Source organism: Candidatus Oscillochloris fontis (assembly GCF_004138135.1).
Taxonomy (GTDB): domain Bacteria; phylum Chloroflexota; class Chloroflexia; order Chloroflexales; family Chloroflexaceae; genus Oscillochloris; species Oscillochloris fontis.
In genome coordinates this window covers 1-21,664 of the sequence record NZ_RYFD01000046.1, presented here as the reverse complement: position 1 = coordinate 21,664, position 21,664 = coordinate 1, and the positions used below count along the sequence as shown (strand labels likewise).

The 21,664-nt window shown below is 58.7% G+C and carries 18 protein-coding genes; 5 read left to right on the top strand and 13 right to left on the bottom strand.

What is annotated here, in order from left to right:
• Positions 1–79: 79 nt before the first annotated feature.
• The 5 genes from serA to EKD03_RS14970 all read right to left on the bottom strand — a co-directional run bounded on the left by serA (position 80) and on the right by EKD03_RS14970 (position 7,894).
• The gene (serA, locus tag EKD03_RS14990) at positions 80–1,657 is read right to left on the bottom strand and encodes a phosphoglycerate dehydrogenase (RefSeq protein ID WP_129632576.1); all 1,578 of its coding nucleotides are present in this window, start codon (positions 1,655–1,657) and stop codon (positions 80–82) included.
• A 59-nt stretch (positions 1,658–1,716) separates the two neighbouring features.
• Entirely contained in the window at positions 1,717–2,283 is a 567-nt protein-coding gene (locus tag EKD03_RS14985; protein WP_129632573.1) for a D-sedoheptulose-7-phosphate isomerase, read from the bottom strand.
• An 83-nt stretch (positions 2,284–2,366) separates the two neighbouring features.
• Complete coding sequence (locus EKD03_RS14980) at positions 2,367–2,978, bottom strand: TetR/AcrR family transcriptional regulator (RefSeq protein ID WP_129632570.1); 612 nt, start codon at positions 2,976–2,978, stop codon at positions 2,367–2,369.
• A 34-nt stretch (positions 2,979–3,012) separates the two neighbouring features.
• Positions 3,013–4,569 carry a beta-barrel domain-containing protein gene (locus tag EKD03_RS14975; protein WP_129632568.1) on the bottom strand — a complete coding sequence of 519 codons (1,557 nt, stop codon included), beginning with the start codon at positions 4,567–4,569 and terminating at the stop codon, positions 3,013–3,015.
• Between the two features lie 37 nt (positions 4,570–4,606).
• On the bottom strand, positions 4,607–7,894 hold the full coding sequence (locus EKD03_RS14970) for an efflux RND transporter permease subunit (protein ID WP_129632565.1): 3,288 nt from the start codon (positions 7,892–7,894) through the stop codon (positions 4,607–4,609).
• Between the two features lie 248 nt (positions 7,895–8,142).
• Between EKD03_RS14970 and EKD03_RS14965 the strand changes: the two genes are divergently transcribed.
• Complete coding sequence (locus EKD03_RS14965) at positions 8,143–9,129, top strand: response regulator (protein WP_129632562.1); 987 nt, start codon at positions 8,143–8,145, stop codon at positions 9,127–9,129.
• Complete coding sequence (locus tag EKD03_RS14960; RefSeq protein ID WP_129632559.1) at positions 9,126–10,355, top strand: ATP-binding protein; 1,230 nt, start codon at positions 9,126–9,128, stop codon at positions 10,353–10,355. Before EKD03_RS14965 ends, EKD03_RS14960 begins: the two co-directional genes overlap by 4 nt.
• Before the next feature lie 68 nt (positions 10,356–10,423).
• Here EKD03_RS14960 and EKD03_RS14955 read toward each other — a convergent pair whose 3' ends face one another.
• The gene (locus EKD03_RS14955) at positions 10,424–11,467 is read right to left on the bottom strand and encodes a cobalamin B12-binding domain-containing protein (protein WP_161569276.1); all 1,044 of its coding nucleotides are present in this window, start codon (positions 11,465–11,467) and stop codon (positions 10,424–10,426) included.
• A gap of 315 nt (positions 11,468–11,782) precedes the next feature.
• On the opposite strand from EKD03_RS14955, the gene EKD03_RS14950 reads away from it, so the two are divergent.
• Both EKD03_RS14950 and EKD03_RS14945 read left to right on the top strand, forming a co-directional pair.
• A complete protein-coding gene (locus EKD03_RS14950) occupies positions 11,783–13,396 on the top strand; it encodes a long-chain fatty acid--CoA ligase (RefSeq protein WP_129632553.1) in 1,614 nt (537 codons plus the stop codon).
• A gap of 9 nt (positions 13,397–13,405) precedes the next feature.
• Positions 13,406–13,867, top strand: a complete 462-nt coding sequence (locus EKD03_RS14945; protein WP_129632550.1) for a hypothetical protein — start codon at positions 13,406–13,408, stop codon at positions 13,865–13,867.
• A 6-nt stretch (positions 13,868–13,873) separates the two neighbouring features.
• Here EKD03_RS14945 and EKD03_RS14940 read toward each other — a convergent pair whose 3' ends face one another.
• From EKD03_RS14940 to EKD03_RS14910, 7 genes are all read right to left on the bottom strand, one after another.
• Entirely contained in the window at positions 13,874–14,299 is a 426-nt protein-coding gene (locus EKD03_RS14940) for a type II toxin-antitoxin system VapC family toxin (RefSeq protein ID WP_129632547.1), read from the bottom strand.
• Complete coding sequence (locus EKD03_RS14935; RefSeq protein ID WP_129632544.1) at positions 14,296–14,550, bottom strand: type II toxin-antitoxin system Phd/YefM family antitoxin; 255 nt, start codon at positions 14,548–14,550, stop codon at positions 14,296–14,298. The genes EKD03_RS14940 and EKD03_RS14935 overlap by 4 nt, the downstream gene beginning before the upstream one ends.
• Before the next feature lie 51 nt (positions 14,551–14,601).
• The gene (locus EKD03_RS14930; protein WP_129632539.1) at positions 14,602–14,916 is read right to left on the bottom strand and encodes a nucleotidyltransferase family protein; all 315 of its coding nucleotides are present in this window, start codon (positions 14,914–14,916) and stop codon (positions 14,602–14,604) included.
• Positions 14,894–15,331, bottom strand: coding sequence for a nucleotidyltransferase substrate binding protein (locus EKD03_RS14925; RefSeq protein WP_129632536.1), 438 nt, complete (start codon positions 15,329–15,331; stop codon positions 14,894–14,896). Before EKD03_RS14925 ends, EKD03_RS14930 begins: the two co-directional genes overlap by 23 nt.
• A gap of 131 nt (positions 15,332–15,462) precedes the next feature.
• A complete protein-coding gene (locus EKD03_RS14920) occupies positions 15,463–17,061 on the bottom strand; it encodes an acyl-CoA synthetase (RefSeq protein ID WP_129632533.1) in 1,599 nt (532 codons plus the stop codon).
• A gap of 232 nt (positions 17,062–17,293) precedes the next feature.
• Positions 17,294–19,924: a pyruvate, phosphate dikinase gene (gene ppdK / locus EKD03_RS14915; RefSeq protein WP_129632530.1), complete on the bottom strand. Its 2,631-nt coding sequence runs from the start codon at positions 19,922–19,924 to the stop codon at positions 17,294–17,296.
• A gap of 79 nt (positions 19,925–20,003) precedes the next feature.
• Complete coding sequence (locus tag EKD03_RS14910; protein WP_129632527.1) at positions 20,004–20,579, bottom strand: pyridoxamine 5'-phosphate oxidase family protein; 576 nt, start codon at positions 20,577–20,579, stop codon at positions 20,004–20,006.
• Positions 20,580–20,622: 43 nt separating this feature from the next.
• Between EKD03_RS14910 and EKD03_RS14905 the strand changes: the two genes are divergently transcribed.
• Entirely contained in the window at positions 20,623–21,483 is an 861-nt protein-coding gene (locus EKD03_RS14905) for a retropepsin-like aspartic protease (RefSeq protein WP_129632524.1), read from the top strand.
• The last annotated feature ends 181 nt before the right edge of the window (positions 21,484–21,664 follow it).

The following is a 21,664-nucleotide window of genomic DNA, read 5'->3' as shown; positions in this document are numbered from 1 at the left end:
GCCCCAGCGGTAGCCCTAGCGGTAGCGTCAATGGGCGGCTACGCCGCCCCCGAACCCCCACCGGAGGTGAGTTTACACACTAGAGTGTGACACAGTAGGCTTGATCAATATCATCGAGCGCCCGCACCAGATCCAGCACTGCGTCCGAGGCTGGCTCGTCGAGCGTTAAGACCATCATAGCACGATCACGCGGCGAGAGTCGCCCCACATACATACCCGAAATGTTGACATCGTTCTCACCCAACAGCGTACCGACACGCCCAATCATGCCGGGGCGGTCGCGGTGGTAGGTGATGAGCAACGAGCCCTGGGGCACGAAGTCCACGAAGTAGCCGTCGGCCTGAACGATGTGCGGTTCACCACGCAGCACACTGCCGCTGAAGGTATGCGAGTTATTGGCGGTCTGGACTTTGATCACCAGCAGACCCGCATAGTTCTCAGCATCGGGCATGGTGCGCTCGCTGATGCGCATCCCACGGTTGCGGGCGATCACCGGGGCATTGACCGGGGTGACACGCTCGGAGCTATTGGCCGAGAGCAGCCCTTCGAGAACCGCCAAACGCACCGGCTGGGTATCCACATCGGCCAATTCGCCACAATACTCCAACTCGTAGCTGCGCACCGGCTCCTGGATCATCTGCATGATCAGCGACCCCATGTTGCGCGCCAAGCTGAGGTAGGGCTGAAGCACCGCCCACGACTCGGGGGCGACGAAGGGCGCATTGACGGCGTAGCGCGGCGTTGCCCCACTGAGCGCGGTGGCCACTCCCTCGGAGACCTCGGTGCCCGCTGAGGTCTGCGCTTCGGCGGTCGAGGCCCCAATGTGGGGTACAGTAATAATCTTGGGATGACCAATCACCGGGTTATCAGCGGCGGGCGGCTCTGTATTGAAGACATCCAGTGCGGCACCACCCATGCGCCCGGCATTGATCGCCTCAACCAGCGCAGCCTCATCAACAATCCCACCGCGTGAGGCATTGATCAGGAACGACCCGGCCTTCATCTGGGCGATGCGGGCGGCACTGAAGAGATTGCGTGTGCCATCGGTCAACGGAACGTGGATCGAAATGATGTCAGCGCGCTGCACCAACTCATCCATCGTCACCAACTCCACCCCCATCTGCTCGGCGCGGTCGAAGGAGACCACCGGATCGAAGGCGAGGATGCTCATCTCCATGGCGCGAGCGCGGTGGGCAACTTCGGAGCCGATACGGCCCAAGCCGACGAGGCCCAGCGTCTTGCCCCGCACTTCCCAACCCGAAAACTTGGTGCGCTCCCACTTGCCCGCCTGGAGCGAGGCATGCGCCTGGGGAATACTGCGCGCCATGCTGAGGATGAGACCAATCGTCAACTCAGCCACCGCGATATTGTTCGAGGCCGGCGCATTGACCACGATAATCCCGCGCTGGGTCGCAGCCTCGACATCAATATTATCCACCCCGGTACCAGCACGACCAATCACCCGCAGTTTGCTGCCCGCCGCGATCACCTCCGCCGTTACCTTGGTCGCAGAACGCACCACCAGCGCGTCATACTCCCCAATGACGGCCAGTAGGCCAGCCTTGTCCAGCGTCAGGTTGACATCTACTTGGGCATTGCGCCGCAGGACATCCAGACCCTCTTCAGCGATCTTTTCCGTCACAAGAATACGATCCACAGGTATGCTCCTCACAAACGATCAGGTGACCAAAGGACATGAACGGGTGGCGGACTACTTCAACCAACCACTTGCTGTTCCAACGCTTCACAGATGGTGTGCAGCAGGAGCGTATGCACCTCTTGGATGCGCGCACTCTCATTGCTCGGCACCACCAGCGTATGATCCGCAAGTTGGCTTGCATGACCACCACCTTTTCCTAGCATAGCAATGCTGGTTACGCCACAGGTGCGGGCGGTGTGGAGGGCAGCTAGGATATTGGGCGAGTTACCACTGGTGCTGAAGATGATCAACAGATCACCGGGGCGGGCGAGCGCCTGAAGTTGACGCGCAAAGACCTGCTCATAGCCGAAGTCATTGGCGATACAGGTAATCGCACCAACATCGCTATTCAAGCAGATCGCCGGAAAAGGCCGCCGCGAGACACGGTAACGCCCCACCAACTCTTCGGCAAGGTGCATGGCATCGGTGGCACTGCCCCCATTGCCACAGGTAAAGAGCGTCTGCCCCGCCAAGAGCGCAGCAACAATCTGATCGGTGATCGCATCAACCGCCTCGGCGTGGGCGGCCATTGCATGAAGAAGCGCGACACTCGTAGCGAGATGATCGCGGAAACGTAGAGCCATGATCCTACCAAACATCAGCGGGCGAATGAGGTGCCTATGATACCACACGATGGCGTCCGTAGGGGCGCGTCGCGACGCGCCTCCTACATGTTCTTCCCCGAAGCTACCCCACGGAGGAAGAAGCGTGCGACCGCCTCTGGCATCGTATCCGGATCGGGCGTATCAACCAGACTGAGGCGGGCGACGTTGGGTGACATGAAGAGCGCATAGAAGATGCGCACCACACTCGGTTCATCTAAGCCATCGGCAATCTCACCATGGGCCTGAGCTTGCCGCACCAGATCAACGACAACCGCATCAATCCGGCATAGTTGAGCAAGCGACTCCTCGCGACTCTTCATCATCTGCACAATCTCTGGCATCCAGAGGTGCATCGCCGTTACTTGGCGATCCAGTTGAACTTGCACCCCCGTGCGGAGTAGATCGGTCAGCCGCGCTAATGGCGAGCGACGGGGCGGATCTCCATCGTCCACCGCCGAGAAGAGCCGTTCCATCGCTAAGGTCGCCATCGCAACGACGAGATCCTCTTTGGTTGAGAAGTGGCTATAGAGCGTTGGTTTGGAGATGCCGACCTGTGCGGCTAAATCCTCCATAGACATGGCGGCATAGCCCCGTTCGGCAATCAGGCTTTGAGCCGCCTCCAAGATCTCGTCACATAGACGTTGGCGACGGCGTTCGCGCAAACTGCTCGTCATCAGGCTACCTACCTTTCTACTCCAAACCCCCGCGTTAGACCTTTATCGTCACCCGCGCACTCATCCCCGCCCGCAATCCCTCTTGGCTATCCAGCACAATTCGTACCGCGTAGGTACGAATCGTACCGCTCAGCGTCGCCGTCGGAGCCACATAGTCTACCGTGCCGGTGAAGCTGCGCCCAGGGATGGCATCTACTTCAATCGTAGCCGTCTGGCCCTCATGCACCTTGGCTACATCGGTGTCGCTAATGTTGACCTCAATGCGCAATTCGCTGACATCCACCACCTGAATGACCATCATACCCGCACCACTCGCGAGGTCGCCGGGATCAATATTAACAATCGAGACAATACCGGCAAAGGGAGCAAGGAGCGATGCCTTATCGCGGTTGAGTTTGGCCGCATCGCGGCTTGCTTCGGCAGCGCGCACCTGCGCGAGCGCACCGGCCACCGTCGCCTCGGTGGGGTCAGCGGTGATCTGGTTCAGGTTCGCCTGCGCCGCCGCAAGTCCAGCCTGGGCCTGAGCAAGCTGACCTGCCCGCTGGTCGCCCTTCAGTTTGTTGAGGGTAGCTTGGGCTTGTGCCACTGCTGCTGCCGCCGCCGCCCGCTGATCGGTGGTCGCCCCATCAAGCAACTTCTGGAGCGAGGCTTGTGCCTGGGCGAGTTGGCCCTCTGCCGCCAAGATCCCGTCCATCTCGTTCTGGATGGACTGCTCATAGGCCAACCGCGCATTCTCAAAACCGATTCCAGCATCCTCCACACCGCGCTGCGCCTGGGCCTCCTGATCCTTCAGCGCCTGAGGCACATCACGCCCCTTGTCCTCAAGTTCGCGGTTGCTCCAGTAGATGCGCGAGTAGGCATCCTGGGCGTTACGCAGCACATTCGCCGCCGACTCCATCTGCAAACGAGCGCGCTCCTTACCCGCCGAGAGGTTGGTGCGCTGAATGTCGAGGTTGGCCTGCGCCTGCTGCACCGCCGCTTGCGCCTGCTGCATGTCGGTCGCCTTCGGCCCGGCGAGAATATCGGCCTGCCGCGCCACCGCCTGCTGCAAGTTGGCCTCGGCAGCCGCAATGTCGTCATCCGTCACCGCGCCCTGAGTCTGACGCAACCCCGCCGATGCCTGGGCTACCTGTGCCCGCGCCGCCGCGATCTGCTGCGGGGTCGCACCGTCAATCACGCGCTGGTAGTTGGCCTGCGCTGAAGCCAGTTGCGCCTCGGCCTGCGCCACTTGCAGATCGAGTTCGCGGGTGTCAAGACGCGCCAACTCTTGGCCTTCGGTCACCACCGAACCCTCTTCGACCAAGACCTGATCAACCGTGCCCGGAACGCGGAAGCCGAGATCGGCAATCTGCCGCGCCGCCACCTCACCAGTTGCGCTCACCCCCGCACTAATTGCAGGGGCCGCACTGGTGGGTGCCGCCACTGGGCCACTCGCCTCGACAGATGATGTCGGTGACTGATCGCTACTACCTCCAGCCAATACCATCGTCGGCACCAAAGTGGTCGGAACAGCCGCAGGCGTTTCGTTGGCCGCACAGCCACTCAGCACGAGGATAAGCGTGGCGGTGGCGAGGATATTCTTCTTACGCATAGATATTCCTTTGATACCTGATATGTTCATCGTTCAACTACGCATCCGCGCCAACTGGTGTCGCTGGATCAGGCTTGGCTACTGGTTCCTCTTCCGCCACTTCTGGCTCGGGAGCCGGTGCGGGGGTTGAAACCGGTGTCGGGGCTACCGACTGATTGCGCGTAAACAGACCCATAAAGCGGCCCACCGCCGAGTCAAGCAAACTATAGACCGTCGGCACCACCAGCAGAGTCAGCAGGGTGGAGGTGGTAATCCCACCAATGATCACCCAGGCCAAACCGCGTCGGAACTCGCTACCCTCGCCACCCCCAAAGATGTGCAGGCCCATCGCAGTGGGAATCGCCCCCGCCACCAACGAGGCTGAGGTCATAATGATCGGGCGCAACCGGATCGCCCCCGCCAAACGCAGCGCTTGGTGGCGTTCGATCCCCACCCGGCGCAGACGGTTGGTGAAGTCCACCAACAGGATCGAGTTCTTCACCACCACACCGAGGAGCATAATCAGACCGATCATCCCGGTGATGTCGAGGTCAATATTGGCAATCCGCAGCGCCAGAAAGGCTCCGATGAAGCTGAAGGGCATCGCCATCATGATCACCAGTGGCTGGGTAAACGAACCGAACTGCGAGGCCAGCACCATATAGACGAAGAGCACCGAGAGCAGCATCGCCAGGATCAGCGAATCGAAACCCTCGGTCGTCTGCTGAAGTGTTCCCTGATAACTGACCACAATGTCCGCCGGAATGCCCAGGGCAACAATCCTCTGCTCAAGATCATTTGAGGCATCGGTCAGATTGGTTCCCTCCAGATTGGCTCCCACCAACAACTGATTCAGCCGGTCGTAACGGCGGATCGTCGTCGGGCTAGAGTCCAGATTGACCGTCCCCAACGAACTGAGCGGTACCGAGCCGGAGCGGGTCGGAATGGTAATCGCGCTCAGATCCTGCACACTATCGCGGTCATCGGGGCGCAGGCGCACCACAATATCGGTATCCACCCCATTCTGGCGCAGCACCGTGGCACGGCTCCCGTTGATCAAGGCACGCACCGAGGTTGCAATGTCATCGTTCGTAATGCCGATATTACCAATTCGTGCCGGATCAGCAATGAACTGAAGTTCGGGCTTGCCGGTCGTGTAGTTGGAATCAACATCAACCAAGCCCTCGACTGACTCCATTGCGCCCTGCACCGCAGCAACCACCGGAGCCAATTCATGCAGCGGGCGCGTGGTCTGCAAACTAACCTGCAATTCACGCCCAGTAATACCGGTGCTAGTCGGCTGGAAACTAGGGACGCTGAAGGCAATACGCGGCAAGAAGGTGAGTTGCTCGCGCAACCGCTCCTGCACCACCAAAGTAGGATCGTCCTTAGTCAGTTTGACCGCAAACTCGGCACGTTCGGGATTACCGCTAAAACCCACCGTGCTAATCACTGTCTTAATTGAAGGATCAGCACGCATGATCTCTTCAGCCTGAAGCGCCAAGCGATTGGTCTCATCAAGCGCCGTACCCGCTGGCAACTCAAAACCCACCAGAAACTCGTGGGTATCCTGTTCGGGGAAGAAGGAGAACTTCAGGCCACTCGCAATCCAGGCGCTCAGCACCAGAACCCCAACCGCAATCCCGATCACGATCAAGCGGTTGGTGAGCGACTTGAGGCTCCAGTCCAGCATATTGCCATAGATCAGCCCCATACGACCCGGATCTTCGTGGGCTTCCTCGATCAGGCCCGCATCGCGCTCGCTCAATTCGGCGTCGGCCTCAACAAATGTCAGGTCAGGCACGACATCGTGGTGTGGCCCCTTGTGCTTCTTCGCCTTCGCCTTCATGTTCGGGAAGAGGTTCGCCGACATCATCGGGGCGAAGGTAAAGGCTTCGGCCAGCGAAAGCATAATCGCAATCGCCACGATCAGACCGAAGGAGCGGAAAACAATCCCGGCGGTACCCTCGGCAAATGTGACTGGAACAAAGACCGCCACAATCGTCAGGGTCATAGCCAACACCGAAAGACCGACCTCCCACGTACCTTTGGATGCCGCCACCCGCGCACTGTCACCCCGTTCCAGATGGCGGAAGATATTTTCACGCACCACAATCGCATCATCAATCACCAGACCGACACATAGCGAGAGTGCCAGCAAGCTGATCATGTTGATCGTGATGCCGAAGAAGGGCATAAAGATGAAGGTTCCGATCAGAATGATCGGCAGACCAATCATGGTGATCACCGTACTGCGTAGATTGCCGAAGAAGGCCCACACCACCAAGAAGGCTGCGACCGAGGCCAGCACCAACTCCTCAATCGAGCTATTGACCGAATCGCGCACTGTGAGCGACTCATCACGCGGGATGGTATAGGTCAGATCGGGATGCGTAGCGAAGGTTCGCTCTAGCACCTCATGCACATTATCGGCCACCTGTACCGTATTGGTACCCGACTGCTTCAGAATCGAGAGAATGATCGCATCACTGCCATTCAGGCGCGAGAAGCTGATCGTATCGGCCACCCCATCCTCTATCGTCGCCACATCCGCAACCCGGTAGCTCGTACCAGTGATCAGGATGCGCCCAATATCTTCGGGGGTCTGAAGGAGGCTCGGAGCACGCAGGCTGATCTCCTGGTTGCCCTGGGTGATCGTACCAAGACCGAGGTTGGCGTTGGCCTGCTGAAGAGCGCGGGTGATCTGCGAGGGCAGAATGCCATACGCCTGCAACTTACTCAGATCCATCAGGACATTGATCTGGCGCGTATCACCACCACGGATGACAATATTACCCACCCCACCGGCGCGTTGGAGCAACGGTACAATCTCATTCTCCAACATCTGGCGCAGTTCGAGCGAACTTTGCCCCGCTAGACCCGAAACCGCCACCTGCATGATCGGGGCCGAATTAGGATCATAGCGTTGGAAAACTGGATCACGCACATCCTGCGGCAGCGAAGGCATCACCCCATTCACCTTCTCGCGCACATCCTGCTCGGCGCGTTCAGTGTTGATGCCACTCGCAAACTCCAGAATAATCACCCCGAACCCATCGTTAGATTGCGAGGTGATATGATCAAGCCCTTCGAGCGTGTTCAGGGCGTCCTCAAGCGGAATAACCACCTGATCGGCCACACTCTCCGGGCCAGCGCCAGGGTAAGTAACCGTTACAGCGACAATCGGAACATCAATATCGGGCAACAGATTAACAGGGGTCGTGCGAAAGGCCAGGACACCAAAGGTGATGATCGCCAGCATGATCATGGTAATGAAGACCGGCTGGTTGATCGCCACATCCGAGATCGCTAGGCCGTGCAGCTTTTCGCGCCGGCGTGATGCCATGCCATCCTCCTCAAGAGGCTTGTAACCATTGCTCAGACTTTGCACTGATCCAATTTTTACTATAGCGTAAAATAAACTAACGCGCAAGTAGGGGGCAGCATGTAACCAGGGCATGGGCAAAGTCCTTGGGGCTGCGCCCCTACTCAAAGAGTATGCGCTATAATGATGTTTGATTCCTCAACCTGGGGCAGGTCGTGGCAGGAATTTGTAGCGCGTACTTTCGGGTACATAGAAAGTAGCAGTTTGTCATGACAACTCTCAAATCCGGCGAACCAACGACGCAGGGACGCCCTGCGATTCTTGTGGTTGATGACGAACCAGCGATCACCCGGAGCTTAGTACGCAGCCTGCGCGACCGCTTCACCGTCTTTACGGCGACGACGGCTGAGGAGGCGTTGGAGGTCATTGCGCGTGAGCCAATTGCAGTTATTCTGACCGATCAACGCATGCCCGATCTGTCGGGGGTGCAACTCTTAGAGAAGGCGCGCGATCTGCGCCCGCAAGCCGTTGGCATCCTGATCTCTGGCTATACGGATGTCTCAGCGTTGGTTGATGCGCTCAATCTTGGTAATGTACGTGGTTTTATCCCCAAACCGTGGGATATTCAGCAGTTGCGCCACCAGCTTGATGAAGCGGTGCATAGCTATCAGGTAGGCTTCCTTGATCCGTCGGTGCTGCACCGGGCGGCCAATGCGGCTACCGAAGCCCGCGATCAGATCAGCGAGATTCAGCGCACCCTTGATGCCCTAGTTGAAGGCAACACCGACACGCTCTTTGCCGAATGGGAACGGATTCGCTCTGAACCAAGCCCAACCGCCTCACAACTCTCGTTCTTTGCCGGGCCACCCGCCGATAATCAGCGCCTCGCCCAACGTATGCCCACCCGCTTCGCTGAGATGGTCACAACCTATGCCACAATTCTGGAGGATGCGCTCAATGTGCGTGCCCACGGCAGCGTGTCGCATGTCTCAGATCAGTTACATACCCTGAGTGAGCATCTTGGTTCAGTCTGGGCTACGCCACGTGATGTGGTTGAGATTCACCTCTCTGGATTGAACCGCTGCACCACCGATGCACCAGTTGTCCGGGCGGCTGCCTATAGCGAAGAAGCCCGCATGCTGCTGCCCGAGTTGATGGGCGATCTGGTGCTCTTCTATCGTGGCTGGTTGGCGGCGATGCGCTTGGGTCCGCGTCTCACCCCAACCCGAACGCCCTCACCACCTGCGGAACTATGAGTACAGCACTGATTGATAGCGCACTTGCCCAAACTCGCCTGCCCTTCCTCCTGCTCGATACCGAGGGCTGTTTTGTCCACCTCAATCCAGCCGCCGAAGCACTCTTTGCCCGCCCAGCTACGGCGTTAATCAACCAGCCCTTTGCGAGTGTCGTGGATGCCTTTAGCCAAGAGAAGGCCACGCTCCTCGTACAAGAGACGCTACTTGAGGGCATCACCTATGATTGGGAGCTCAACCACCCCAACCCCGGTGCTGCACCTATCCTGGTGACCTATACGGCCTGGGCTTGGCGTTCTAGCCCCGAATCATCGCCCGGTGTCGCGCTGATCGGGCGGCCCCTCGATGCCGCGCTCTCGCTCGCGAGTCAGTTGTCCGCAACAAACCAACAACTCGAAGGTGCCCTGCTCCAACTTGAACGAACCCACGCTGCGCTCAAAGAGACCCAGGTGCAATTGGTGCGCTCGGAGAAGATGCGTGCCCTCGGCCAACTGGTGGCTGGGGTGGCCCATGAGGTGAATACCCCGCTGGCGTTTGTGGCCAATAATCTGGAGTTTCTCGATAGTAGTCTTAATACATTACGTCAACTTCACCAAGCCTACCATGATCTCCTCGCCAACCACCCCGATCTGGCTCATCAGCAGCACGATCTCGACATGCACGCCGAAGCCGAACAGATCTGGGCCGACCTAGACGACATCCTCCCCGAAAGCCGCGAGGGGGTCACGCGCATTGCCACGATTGTCAAAGCGCTGCGCAGCTTCGCCCGCCCCGACGAGACGGGCACCCTCGCTGCCGATCTGAATAGCGGGCTGATGAGTACGGTACGCATTGCTCGTTCGAGCGCCCCGGTGGGGATCAAGATTCACGAGGAGTATGGTCAGTTGCCGCAGGTGGTCTGCAACCCCAGCCAGATCAACCAGGTGGTACTCAACCTGCTCACCAACGCCATCCAGGCTATTCAGCATAGCGGCGAGGTGCAGATCAGCAGTCGGCTTTTGGATCAGCAGGTCGAGATCTGTGTGGTGGATACAGGTGTGGGCATGGACGCCGCCACACTGGCGCACCTCGGTGAACCATTCTTCACCACCCGCCCAGTCGGTTCGGGAACCGGCCTAGGCATCGCGATCAGCCGAGGAATCATCGAGCGCCACGGCGGGAAGCTGGAGTTTCAGAGTAGCCCCGGTCAAGGGACGCGAGCACGGATCGTGTTGCCGGTTGAACTGTAGGGGCGAAGCATTGCCCCCTCAGAATCACTGGCTAAACCCATAATACATTGGGGGGCAATGCTTCGCCCCTACCCCGCCAAATACACCTGCTGCTGCGCAACCAAGCGATCCACATAACTGGCCGCAATCGCACCGTGCGGGCTAGGCAAGGTCTCGCGCAACGTGTCAGCCATCCGAATCAAGCGCTCAAACAGTTGCTCTGGCGCAATGCCATCATGGGGCTGGCGGTCGTTGGCCCACGAAATCTGGCCATCCAGAAGTTCCGGGCTGCCCGCCACCAAGGCTGCATCGAGCATCCGTAACACATACTGGTACCCGGCGTGGATCAGCGCGATCTCGGTATCCCCGGCAACCTGCGAACGTTCCAACGCCTCGGCCAAGATCTTCTCACTATTGGCCCGTAGTGCCAGCACGGTTGCCGCCAACATCAAGGGGCTCGGCGGGCTTGATCTCGTGCCCACAATCTCGTGGGCCAAACGCACCGCTTGCTCCGCATTTGGCGCACTCCCACGCAGATTCAGCGCTTGCGCAAGATCGTGCTGCACAATGAACGGCATGCCCCCAGCAATAATCGGAATACCACTCAGCCCAGCCTGATCGAGCGCCTGGACAAATTCGGAGACCCTCGGCACATTGAAGATCATCTCCGCCGAAAGACCAACCAGATCAGCATGACTCTCGCGCGCCAATCCGACCAAATCCTTCACCGGTACATTCGCCCCCAGATAGTGTACGTCCCAGCCATCAGCCTCGAAGAAGTCCGCCACCATCCGCAAACCGACCCGGTGCCACTCATCGGGGACACACCCCAGCACCATCGTGTGCGAACGCGGCTGTTTGGGCCGAAACATTGGGTGCATTTCGCCCATCTGACGCTCAACAATCGCGGTGGCTAGGTGCTCCTGGGCCACACTCACCTTGTTACGCTGCCAGAGTTGCCCGATCTGGTAGGCCGTGGGCTGGAAAATATCGAGGTAGATCTGCTGCGGTGTCACGGCAAGATCAAGTGCTGCGGTCACCACCCGATCCGCCTCACGTCCGCTACCGGCGACGAGTGCATGCAAATAGGAGGATTGAAGTTCTCCTATTGGTTGGTGGATGTGTTCGCTCATAGCGGCGCTCCTAGAACGTAGAGAAATAGTTAGAGATATTGTACCAAGCGCAGCACTGGTTTGGTGAATCAATTCCTCTACTATACTATATAGATTTGACTCCCCCACACTACTCTTGCTATGATACCTATATCCTTTCGGCTGGTGCATAATCTGTGGGGCTGCGCCCCAAACCCTAATGTTTGTTGATGTTTGGCGGCTATGCCGCCAAACATCAACAAAAAAGATCTTCGGAGGCGGCTGCGCCGCCCCCGAACCCCCACTGGAGTGGAGAAGTGAGAAGACCCGCGCTGCTGCGGAATAGTGGAGAACTTCATGCGATCAACGATGATGGGCTTCCCCCTGACCCTGAACCATCTGCTGGAACGGGCTGGTACGCTCTTCCCTAAGAGCGAAATCGTTACCCGTATGCCCGACAAGTCGCTGCACCGCTACACCTACGCCGATTTCTACCGCCGCTCACGGGCGCTTGCCGAGGCGCTCCAAAAGGCAGGCTTGCAACCGGGTGATCGCGTCGCAACCCTGAGTTGGAATACCTATGCCCACCTCGAAGCCTATTTTGGCGTCCCCGTGGCAGGTGGTGTGCTGCATACGCTCAATCTGCGCCTGCATCCGAGCGATATTATCTATATCATCAACCACGCCGAAGATCGTTTCCTGATCGTTGATGATGTATTGCTCAAGCTCTATGAGGCGATCAAGGATCATATCAAGGTCGAGAAGGTGCTGGTGGTGCCGCTGAGTGGCCAGCCCGTCCCTGAGGGGCTGACGAGCTACGAGGATTTCCTGGCTACTGCCGAGGGCAAGTTCCAGTACCTCGATCTTGATGAGAACACCCCCTTGGGGATGTGCTATACCTCAGGTACGACCGGCAAGCCCAAGGGTGTGGTCTATTCGCACCGCTCCACCATCCTCCACTCGCTCTGCTCGGCGCTACCCGATGCGCTTAATCTTAATCAACATGATACCCTGACCCCGGTCGTACCGATGTTCCACGTCAACGCATGGGGTCTGCCCTTTACCGGGGTGATAATCGGCTGCAAGATCGCTATGCCCGGCCCCTTCCTCGATCCGGTCAGTCTGCTCGATCTCTATGAATCAGAACAGGTGACCAAGACCGCCGGGGTACCCACGATCTGGATGGGGGTGCTTCAGGCGCTGCAAAAGGAACCGCAGCGCTGGAATCTGCAACCCATGGAGATGGTGGTGGGTGGGGCCGCCGCACCCGAGGCGATGATCCGTGCCTTCGATCAACACAACCTGAAGGTGGTGCATGCCTGGGGCATGACCGAAATCAGCCCGCTTGGCACGGTCTCGCGCCCCAAGCTGCAAGAGGCCACCAGCGCCGACGCGGATACCCTCTACGCGCTACGCGCCACCCAGGGGGTTTCGGTACCCTTTGTTGAGGTACGCGCAGCCCACGAGGGCGGCGCAGCACCGTGGGATGGCAAGACGATGGGAGAACTTGAAGTGCGCGGGCCGTGGGTTGCCGAAAGCTACTTCAAGCTGGAGAGCGAGAAGGATCGCTGGAGCCGCGACGGCTGGTTCCGTACCGGCGATGTGGTAACGATTGACCCGGATGGGTATGTCAAGATCACGGATCGCACCAAGGATCTGATCAAGTCGGGCGGTGAGTGGATCAGTTCACTCGATCTGGAAAATACCCTCATGGGCCACCCGGCGGTGCGCGAGGCGGCGGTGATTGCCGTGGCCCATCCGCGCTGGGACGAACGCCCCCTGGCGGCTATCGTGCTCAAAGAGGGGGCCAGTGTCACCTCCGAAGAGTTACACGCCTTCTTGGAGCCGAAGGTCGCCAAGTTCTGGATTCCCGATGCCTTTGTCTTTGTCGCGGAGATCCCGCGTACCTCTACCGGCAAGTTCCTCAAGACCCAACTGCGCGATAAGTTTAAGGATTGGAACTGGGAATAGGAGTACTCCATGGCCGACTTCTACGCCACCCTTGCCGGAATCGCCTTCACCCTGCTGGGCCTCTGGTGGGTCGTGGTGCAGATGAAGTATGAGCTATGGATGTCCACCCCGGCGCGGCGACGGGTCGCCTATGCGGCCTCGATGCACTTCGTCGCGCCGGGGCTGATCGCACTGATCGCGGTGCTCTCCGGCGAGGAATCGCAGATCTGGCGTTTGGGCGCGGCACTTGGTGGGGTGCTCGGTGCCGCCGTAAGTGGCTACGCGGTTGTCAGTGCCACCCTCAGCCGTAACCAACGCCTCCAAGAAGGGCTGATCTGCCTGCTCTTCCTGATCGCCAGCGGCCTCGCCTTTGTCACCACGCCCGTCTTCGGCCTGCGCCCGGTGATGATCGAGGCGCTGGTGGATACGGCAGTGCTGGGGTTAGGGGTGCAGTTTGTGTGGGATTGTTTTACCGAACGCGAGGCGGTTTGAGGCGGGTTATGCAGCGTTCCAGGGATTAATGACCGGAATACCTGTATAGCGGAAATCACGTTCATTACGGGTTACCAAGGTGTACCCTCCATGAAGAGCAATCGCCGCAATCAGCGAGTCAATTGCGGCTATCGGTGTGCCCCGAAGTTCTAAGGCACCCGTAAGTTCCCCCCATACCAACATCACCTCGGTCGTTAGGGCAAGAATACGACCCTCAAATCGAAGGAGTAAATCTGTTGCAAGCCAATCGGTGAGGGTTGCTTTCCGGGTTGAGGCTGGTAACTTTTCGATCCCTTTGCGTAGCTCCCCGATGGTGATGACGGTCAAGTATACGGTTTGTGGATCACACTGATCAATCCAGTCAATAACATGTGGATTGGGTTGTTTCGCGATCAGTTCCGAGATAATATTGGTATCAAGAATATAGTTCATAGCGAAATATCAGTGCGCAACGGACTGGTATCACGAGTAAGATCGAGATCATACGCAACAAGTGGTGATTCGCGAAAAAAGGCCGCGAGTGGTTTTTGGCGCAGCAGCATTGAACGATATTCGGTATAGGAGAGTACGATCACCGTCTCAACCCCATGCTTGGTGATGATTTGGGGGCCATGAATCAGCGCCGCATCCACAACTTCACTGAACTTGTTTTTGGCTTCTTGGAGTTGCCATGTACGTGCCATCACGTCCTCCTGTCTAGTCTGTCTAGATTATAGCATACAAGACTCTGAAGATCAATTCCCCCCCTGCTGCACCACCACATGATCCTGCACAATGATCGCCTGAAATGCGGGGGTGATGCTCGCCCAGTCGAGTACATCCACACGCCATGGCAGATCCGAATCGATAAAATCCTCGACCAGAGTGGCATACACCCGTAAAGGGAGCGGGGTTGTAGTGATAATCGCCAAGTCGAGATCAGAGAAGCGCTGGGCCTGCCTGCGTGCCCGTGAACCAAATGCCCATACCTCATAGTGAGGAATATGGGTATGCAGAATCGTGCGCACGATCTCCCAGTGCTGGGGTTCAATCTCTATCTGCGGCAGCATGACGCGACTCCAATTGGGTGAGCAACGCTTGTGCATCAGCAAGAAAGCCGAGTGCATGCTGATAGACCTGCTGCGCCTTGGCCTGATCGTAGGTGTGGGCAGTCAGGTTGCGCATATAGCGATGCTCAAACCAGGCTTGCGGATCAGTGATCAAGCCTCTACTCGCCGCTAAGCGCAGCAGATCGCGGAAGCTACTCTGATCCACCTCGTTGGGGCTAGCCGATTCGAGATCAAGCTGTCGTCTCAGCATTTTGATACTCAGTTCATAGACAAACTCGAAGCTCTGAATCACTCCACTTATAAGGGTCTGCTGGATCTTCGCTGATTGTTGATCAAACCATTCCGCGTTCGTGACAACTTCAATGCTATCACGGAGGGCGGTTATCGCGTTGCGTAATGACGTCAGATCGAGCATAGCACATCTCCTACCGCACCGCTGGCTGAGCTTGTCGAAGCCAGCGGCGCGGTCGCTGGCGCTGGCTGAGCCTGCCGAAGCTGAACTTGTCGAAGCCAGCGTGCCACATTGCAGTTTTCCCCAGGCTTTTGTTAAGCCTGGGAGCGAGGGCGTCTCGCCCTCGTATCCGCTGAGGGCGGGACGCCCTCGCTCCCAGGACTTCTCGTAAGCAGATGCTTCTGCACCTTCCCCAGCGCATTACGCGGCAGCGCGGCCACAAAGAAGATCTGGCGCGGGCGTTTGTAGGCCGCCAATCCGGCTCGGCAGAAGGTGATCAGTTCGCTACTCAGCGCGGCGCTCGCCACAGCATCGAGCGGGAAGGTACTAGGCACAATCCACGCTGCCACCTGCTCACCAAAATCGGGGTCGGGCAGGCCACGCACCGCACACTCCAGCACCGCCGGGTGGCTGAGTAGGCGCTCTTCCACCTCACGCGGGTAGATGTTGTAGCCGCCGCTGATGATCAACTCCCTGGCGCGCCCAGTAATCACGAAGTAGCCATCGGCCTCGCGCCGCCCTAGGTCGCCGGTACTGAACCAGCCATCCGCCCCGAAGACCTCGGCAGTGGCATGGGGGTTGCGCCAATAGCCCGCGCAGACGTGTGGCCCGCGTACCTGGATCTCGCCCACCTCGCCGTCGGGAAGAACCTCGCGGCTACGCACATCCACGATGCGCGCCGCCTGGCCGGGGAAGGGCATCCCCACCGTGCCCGCCCGCCGTTCGCCCTGGTAGGGGTTAGTCAGATTCATGATCGTCTCGGTCATGCCGTAGCGTTCGAGGATGGTATGGCCGAAGAGATCGCGGAAGGTGTGGAAGATCTGCGGCGGTAGCGCCGCCGAGCCGGAGACGAAGAGGCGCATGCGCTGCCTGATGGCGCTGCGGACTGCGGCATATTCGGCACCACTTGCCACCTGAAGCAAACGCCCATACATGGTCGGGACACCAAAGAACATACTCACCGTGCCACTGGCCAGGGCAAATAGAACCGCGTCCGGCTCAAACTGGGGCCGCAGATCAAAACTAGCTCCGGCCAGCAAACTGCCATGCACGCCCACCCCCAAACCATGAATGTGGAAGAGCGGCAATGTGAGCAACAGATGATCACGCTCCGTCCACTGCCATGCGTCCAGCACCGCCCGACTATTCGCCACGAGGTTGGCGTGGGTGAGCATCGCCCCCTTGGATCGCCCGGTAGTGCCAGAGGTATAGGCCAAAATAGCCAGATCGTCGGGTTGCGGCAATGGCAGATCGAGCGGCCCGCGCTCCTGCACCGGCATGCCAAAACGCGAACCGTCGCTGGTGATCTGGGTGATCGCCTGCCCGGCTTGGCGCAGTTTGCCCAGCATAATGCGCAGTTCGGGGGCCGTCGTTGCATCACCGACGGCGATATGCGGTTCACTATCAGTAAGGATATGTTCGAGTTCGATCTGGCGGTACTGGGTGTTGATCAATACCGCTGCACCCCCAGCCATGTGCGTACCGAGGTAGGCGGCTAGAAACGCGGGTGTGTTGCCCAAATAGAGACCCACGCGATCCCCCGGCACCAGACCGAGAGCACGGTAGAAGACGGCCCACGTGCGGGCCGCCGCCACCAACTCGGCATAGCTGATCGGCTGACCCTGCCAGATCAGGCAGGTGCGCTGCGGGGTATGGGCGGCGTGAGCAAGTGTGGCAGCAAGGATGGAGTGCATAGATAGAACATGTAGGGGCGCGTCGCGACGCGCCCCCACGAACATAACATGGGGCGCGTCGCGACGCGCCCCTGCGCACGGAACGAGGTAACTGTTCACACTTCTCCTAGCCTCCAGGTTTTGACGCAAAGACGCAGAGACGCAAAGCCTGCAACAACCCTTTGCGTCTTCGCGCCTTTGCGTCAACACGAGGTTTCTTTTACCCCAAGTGTGAACAGTTACGGAACAAGCCTTATTTATCCCGCTTGCCATCCCCCAGGGCTGCCTGAGCAGCCGCGAGGCGCGCAATCGGCACGCGGTAGGGCGAGCAACTGACATAGCTCAGACCCGCACGGTGGAAAAACTCGACACTCGCCGGGTCGCCACCATGCTCACCACAGATGCCCACCTTGAGGTTGGGGCGGGTGCTGCGGCCACGCTCAGTGCCAATCTGCACCAACTGGCCCACACCACGCTGATCAATGGACTGGAAAGGATCGTCGGGCATCAGCTTCTTCTCGACATACGCGGGCAAGAAGCGCCCCGCATCGTCGCGGCTCAGCCCCAACGTGGTCTGGGTCAGGTCGTTGGTGCCAAAGCTGAAGAACTCTGCCGTCTGGGCGATCTCGTCGGCGGTGAGCGCCGCACGCGGCAACTCGATCATCGTGCCGACCAAGTAGGGGATCTCGACCCCCGCCGCCGCAAAGACCTCGGCGGCCACCTTGCGTACCAGTTCTTCCTGGATCTTCAACTCGGTGATGTTGCTCACCAGCGGGATCATGACCTCAGGATGGACATCAACCCCCTCGGCCTTGACCGCCACCGCCGCCTTGAAGATCGCGTTGGCCTGCATCTCGGTGATCTCTGGGTAGATGATCCCCAAACGGCAGCCACGGAAACCGAGCATCGGGTTGGCCTCACGCAGATTCTCGACCCGCGACTTGACCTTGGCGAACTCGACCCCCAGTTTGGCGGCCAGCGCCTCGATCTCGTGATCCTCGTGGGGCAGGAACTCGTGCAGCGGTGGGTCGAGGGTACGAATGGTCACCGGCAGGCCGGCCATCTCACGGAAAAGCCCCTCGAAGTCGCCCTGCTGGAGCGGCTCGATCTTGGCCAGCGCGGCGCGGCGATCTTCGAGCGTATCGGCGAGGATCATCTCGCGCACAGCATCAATACGATCACCCTCGAAGAACATGTGCTCGGTGCGGCACAGCCCGATGCCCTCGGCACCGAAGGCCCGCGCCACCTTGGCGTCACGCGGGATGTCGGCATTGGCGCGCACCCCAAGTGTGCGGAACTCATCGGCCCAGGCGATAAACTCGGCAAAATCGCCCGAAAGCTCCGGCTCCACCGTGGGCATCTTGCCGACGAAGACCTCGCCGGTACTGCCATCCAGCGTGACCCAGTCGCCCTTGGCGATCTTCTGCTCACCCACCGAGACCGACTGATCGGCATAGCTGACGCGCAGATCACCGGCACCCGCCACACACGGCTTACCCATACCACGCGCCACCACCGCCGCGTGGCTGGTCATGCCACCACGAGCGGTCAGGATGGCCTGGGCTGCCACCATGCCGTGGAAGTCCTCCGGGGCCGTCTCGACACGGATCAGGATGACCTTATGCCCCTCAGCGGCCATGTGCTCGGCCTCATCGGGATCGAAGACCGCCGTGCCGCTCGCGGCACCTGGCGAGGCGGGCAGACCCGTGGTGAGCACCGTCGCCGTTACACGCGCCGCCGGGTCAATCATGGGGTGGAGCAACTGGTCAAGAGTGTGTGGCTCGATACGCTGCACCGCCGTTGCCTTGTCAATCACACCCTCACGCACCAGATCAACCGCAATCTTCAGCGCAGAGGCCGCCGTCCGCTTGCCATTACGGGTCTGCAACATCCACAACTTGCCGCGCTCGATGGTGAACTCAACGTCCTGCACATCCTTGTAGTGCGCCTCAAGCTGCTTGGCAATCGTATGGAACTGCTCATAGACCTCTGGCATCGTATCCTTGAGTTTCGAGATCGGCTGAGGCGTGCGCACACCCGCGACCACATCCTCGCCCTGGGCATTCACCAGATACTCACCGAAGATCTCAGCCTCGCCGGTGCTGGGGCTGCGGGTGAAGGCCACGCCAGTGGCGCTATCATCACCCATATTCCCGAAGACCATGGACTGGACATTCACTGCCGTGCCCAAGTTGTCGGCAATCTTATTGATACGGCGATAATCAATCGCACGGCGGCCATTCCAGGAGCTAAAGACCGCTCCAATCGCAGCGCGCAACTGATCAAGTGGCTCTTCGGGGAACTCGATCCCCACATCATCCTTGATCACCTGCTTGAACTGCTCAGCAATCGCCAGCAACTCTTCCGCGCTCAGATCAGTATCGAGGCGCTCGCCATGGCCCTTCGCCACTTCCATCAAATGCTCAAAACGATCCCCCTCGACTCCCAACACAATCTTGCCAAAGAGTTGGATGAAGCGGCGATAGGCATCAGCGGCAAAGCGTGGATTATCGGTAAGTTTCGCCAACCCCTCGCGGGTGGACTGATTCAAGCCTAGGTTGAGCACCGTGTCCATCATGCCGGGCATGGAGAACTTGGCTCCCGAACGTACCGACACCAAGAGCGGATTGCTCGGATCACCAAAATTCTTACCGGTCTGTTTTTCAACCTCTTTGAGCGCCACCAGCACCTGATCCCACATCCCTTCAGGAAACTGCTTATCGCTCTCGTAGTAGGCGTTACACGCCTCGGTGGTAATCGTAAACCCAGGGGGTACCGGTACACCAGTACGCGTCATTTCGGCCACGCCTGCGCCCTTCCCGCCAAGGAGATCACGCATCGACGCGTCACCCTCACGGAAAAGGTAGACCCACTTCTTCGCCATCGGAAAGCCTCCTGTAGCTCGTGGCAGATTGTAAAGACCGTTGAAACTATACTGCGCTGAGAACGAAATGTCAAAGAATCTAGGTTATCGATTCTTCGCCATTATAGGGGTAGAAGAAGGCTCCCTGTGGATCACCAGCCACCGTTTTGCGCTTTCCACTCCACTCTTCAATATCTATACGGTAGACACTCGTGTATTCCAACTCCTGAGCCATGATTGGGCGGTAATCGTGGCCGGGATGTAGGTGTGGAAAATATTTGTCAAGCAGCAGTTGCAGCGCATAGGCCGCTTCCTCGGTATCAATCACTACATGCGCTGTACCAAAGACCGTGACACCGGCATACTCGACACTAAACTCCAGCGCAGTGGCAGCAGGAAGTAAGCGCCCCATCTCACCCACACTCAGGCATATGCGTGGATTGGCCTCAATCGTCGTGCGTGTGCGTCCATCGCGGGCAGTGTGGAAGTAGATCGCCGAACGGGTTGGATCATAGACAAAGAGATTACTGTTGATAAAGGGCTGTTCGGCATTCGCCATCGCCAGATACGCGACCGGAGCCTGACTCAACATCGCAGTAATCCAGGCATCATCCTGTACGGCTCGGTCTTGGCGACGGACTGCTGTGCGTAAACCCGCTGGATCATGGCTCATCATCGTTACTCCTGTATAAAACTCTTCTCTATGGTATCATGATCACATGCTCGACGACACAACCCGCATCATCTTCCCGGCCAGTGGTGAGGCCAATCTGCCGCTCCTACTGATGCCCCAGGTTCTGCGCTGCATAGCCGCAGGGCCGGGCGGGCATCCCTTAACCGTACTACTCGATACCGGTACTGATCCTTCGGCAATTGATCTCGGCTTGGCCCGTCGCCTTGATCTGCGCCTGGGTGATTTTGCGCTAGGCCGCGACGCCGCCAGCGATAGTGTCCCCTTTACCGAGACGGTGTTACCCTGGCTGCGTCTGGGCGATCTGAGCTTGCGCAACCTCTATGCAGTAGCGATGGATCTCAGTCGGGCACCCTTCAAGGTTGATCTAGTGTTGGGCTATAATGTCCTTTCTCAATTAACGTTATACATTGATTATGTCAATTCATGCATCAACCTAGGCCACCCAGATATTGAGCCACCCGCACCGGGTCCACACGGGACAATTCTACCTCTCCATTTTGCCGAGCACTTCCCGGCTCTCGCCAACCTCGAACTCATCTGCGCCGAGCGCCGCCACGCATTACCCCTCGCCACGATTGACACCGGCTCAAACGGGGCACTCACCCTGGGCCGCGATGTAGCCACCTGCATCGGCCTCTACCACGATACGGCAACCAGCATCACCCGTAATGGCCAGAGTTTTACGAGTGCCACCTCCGTCCTTACTGGTGCCCATGCCGATCTCCAAATTGGCCCCTTCATGCTCCATAACATCGAGGTTGATGCCCCCATGGCTGGCCCTGGCGATCTTGGACGATCAGGACGGGTGAATATCGGTAACCGATTGTTAGCACATTTTGGGTGCGTCAGCCTTGACTACCGACGTAGTTTGTGTATATTAGGGTAGACTATGGATCTCAACTTCTAGGTAAGAAAGGTCGAACTACAATGAATGAAACGGAATTCCTACAGCAAGCCGAACATGCAATTGCACAAGGTGATATTACTAAATAGTCCGTAAATTAAGACCTCTTGTGTTCTATCGCCACGTCACTTAGACTGGTGGCATGAAAAAACAGCACCTCACC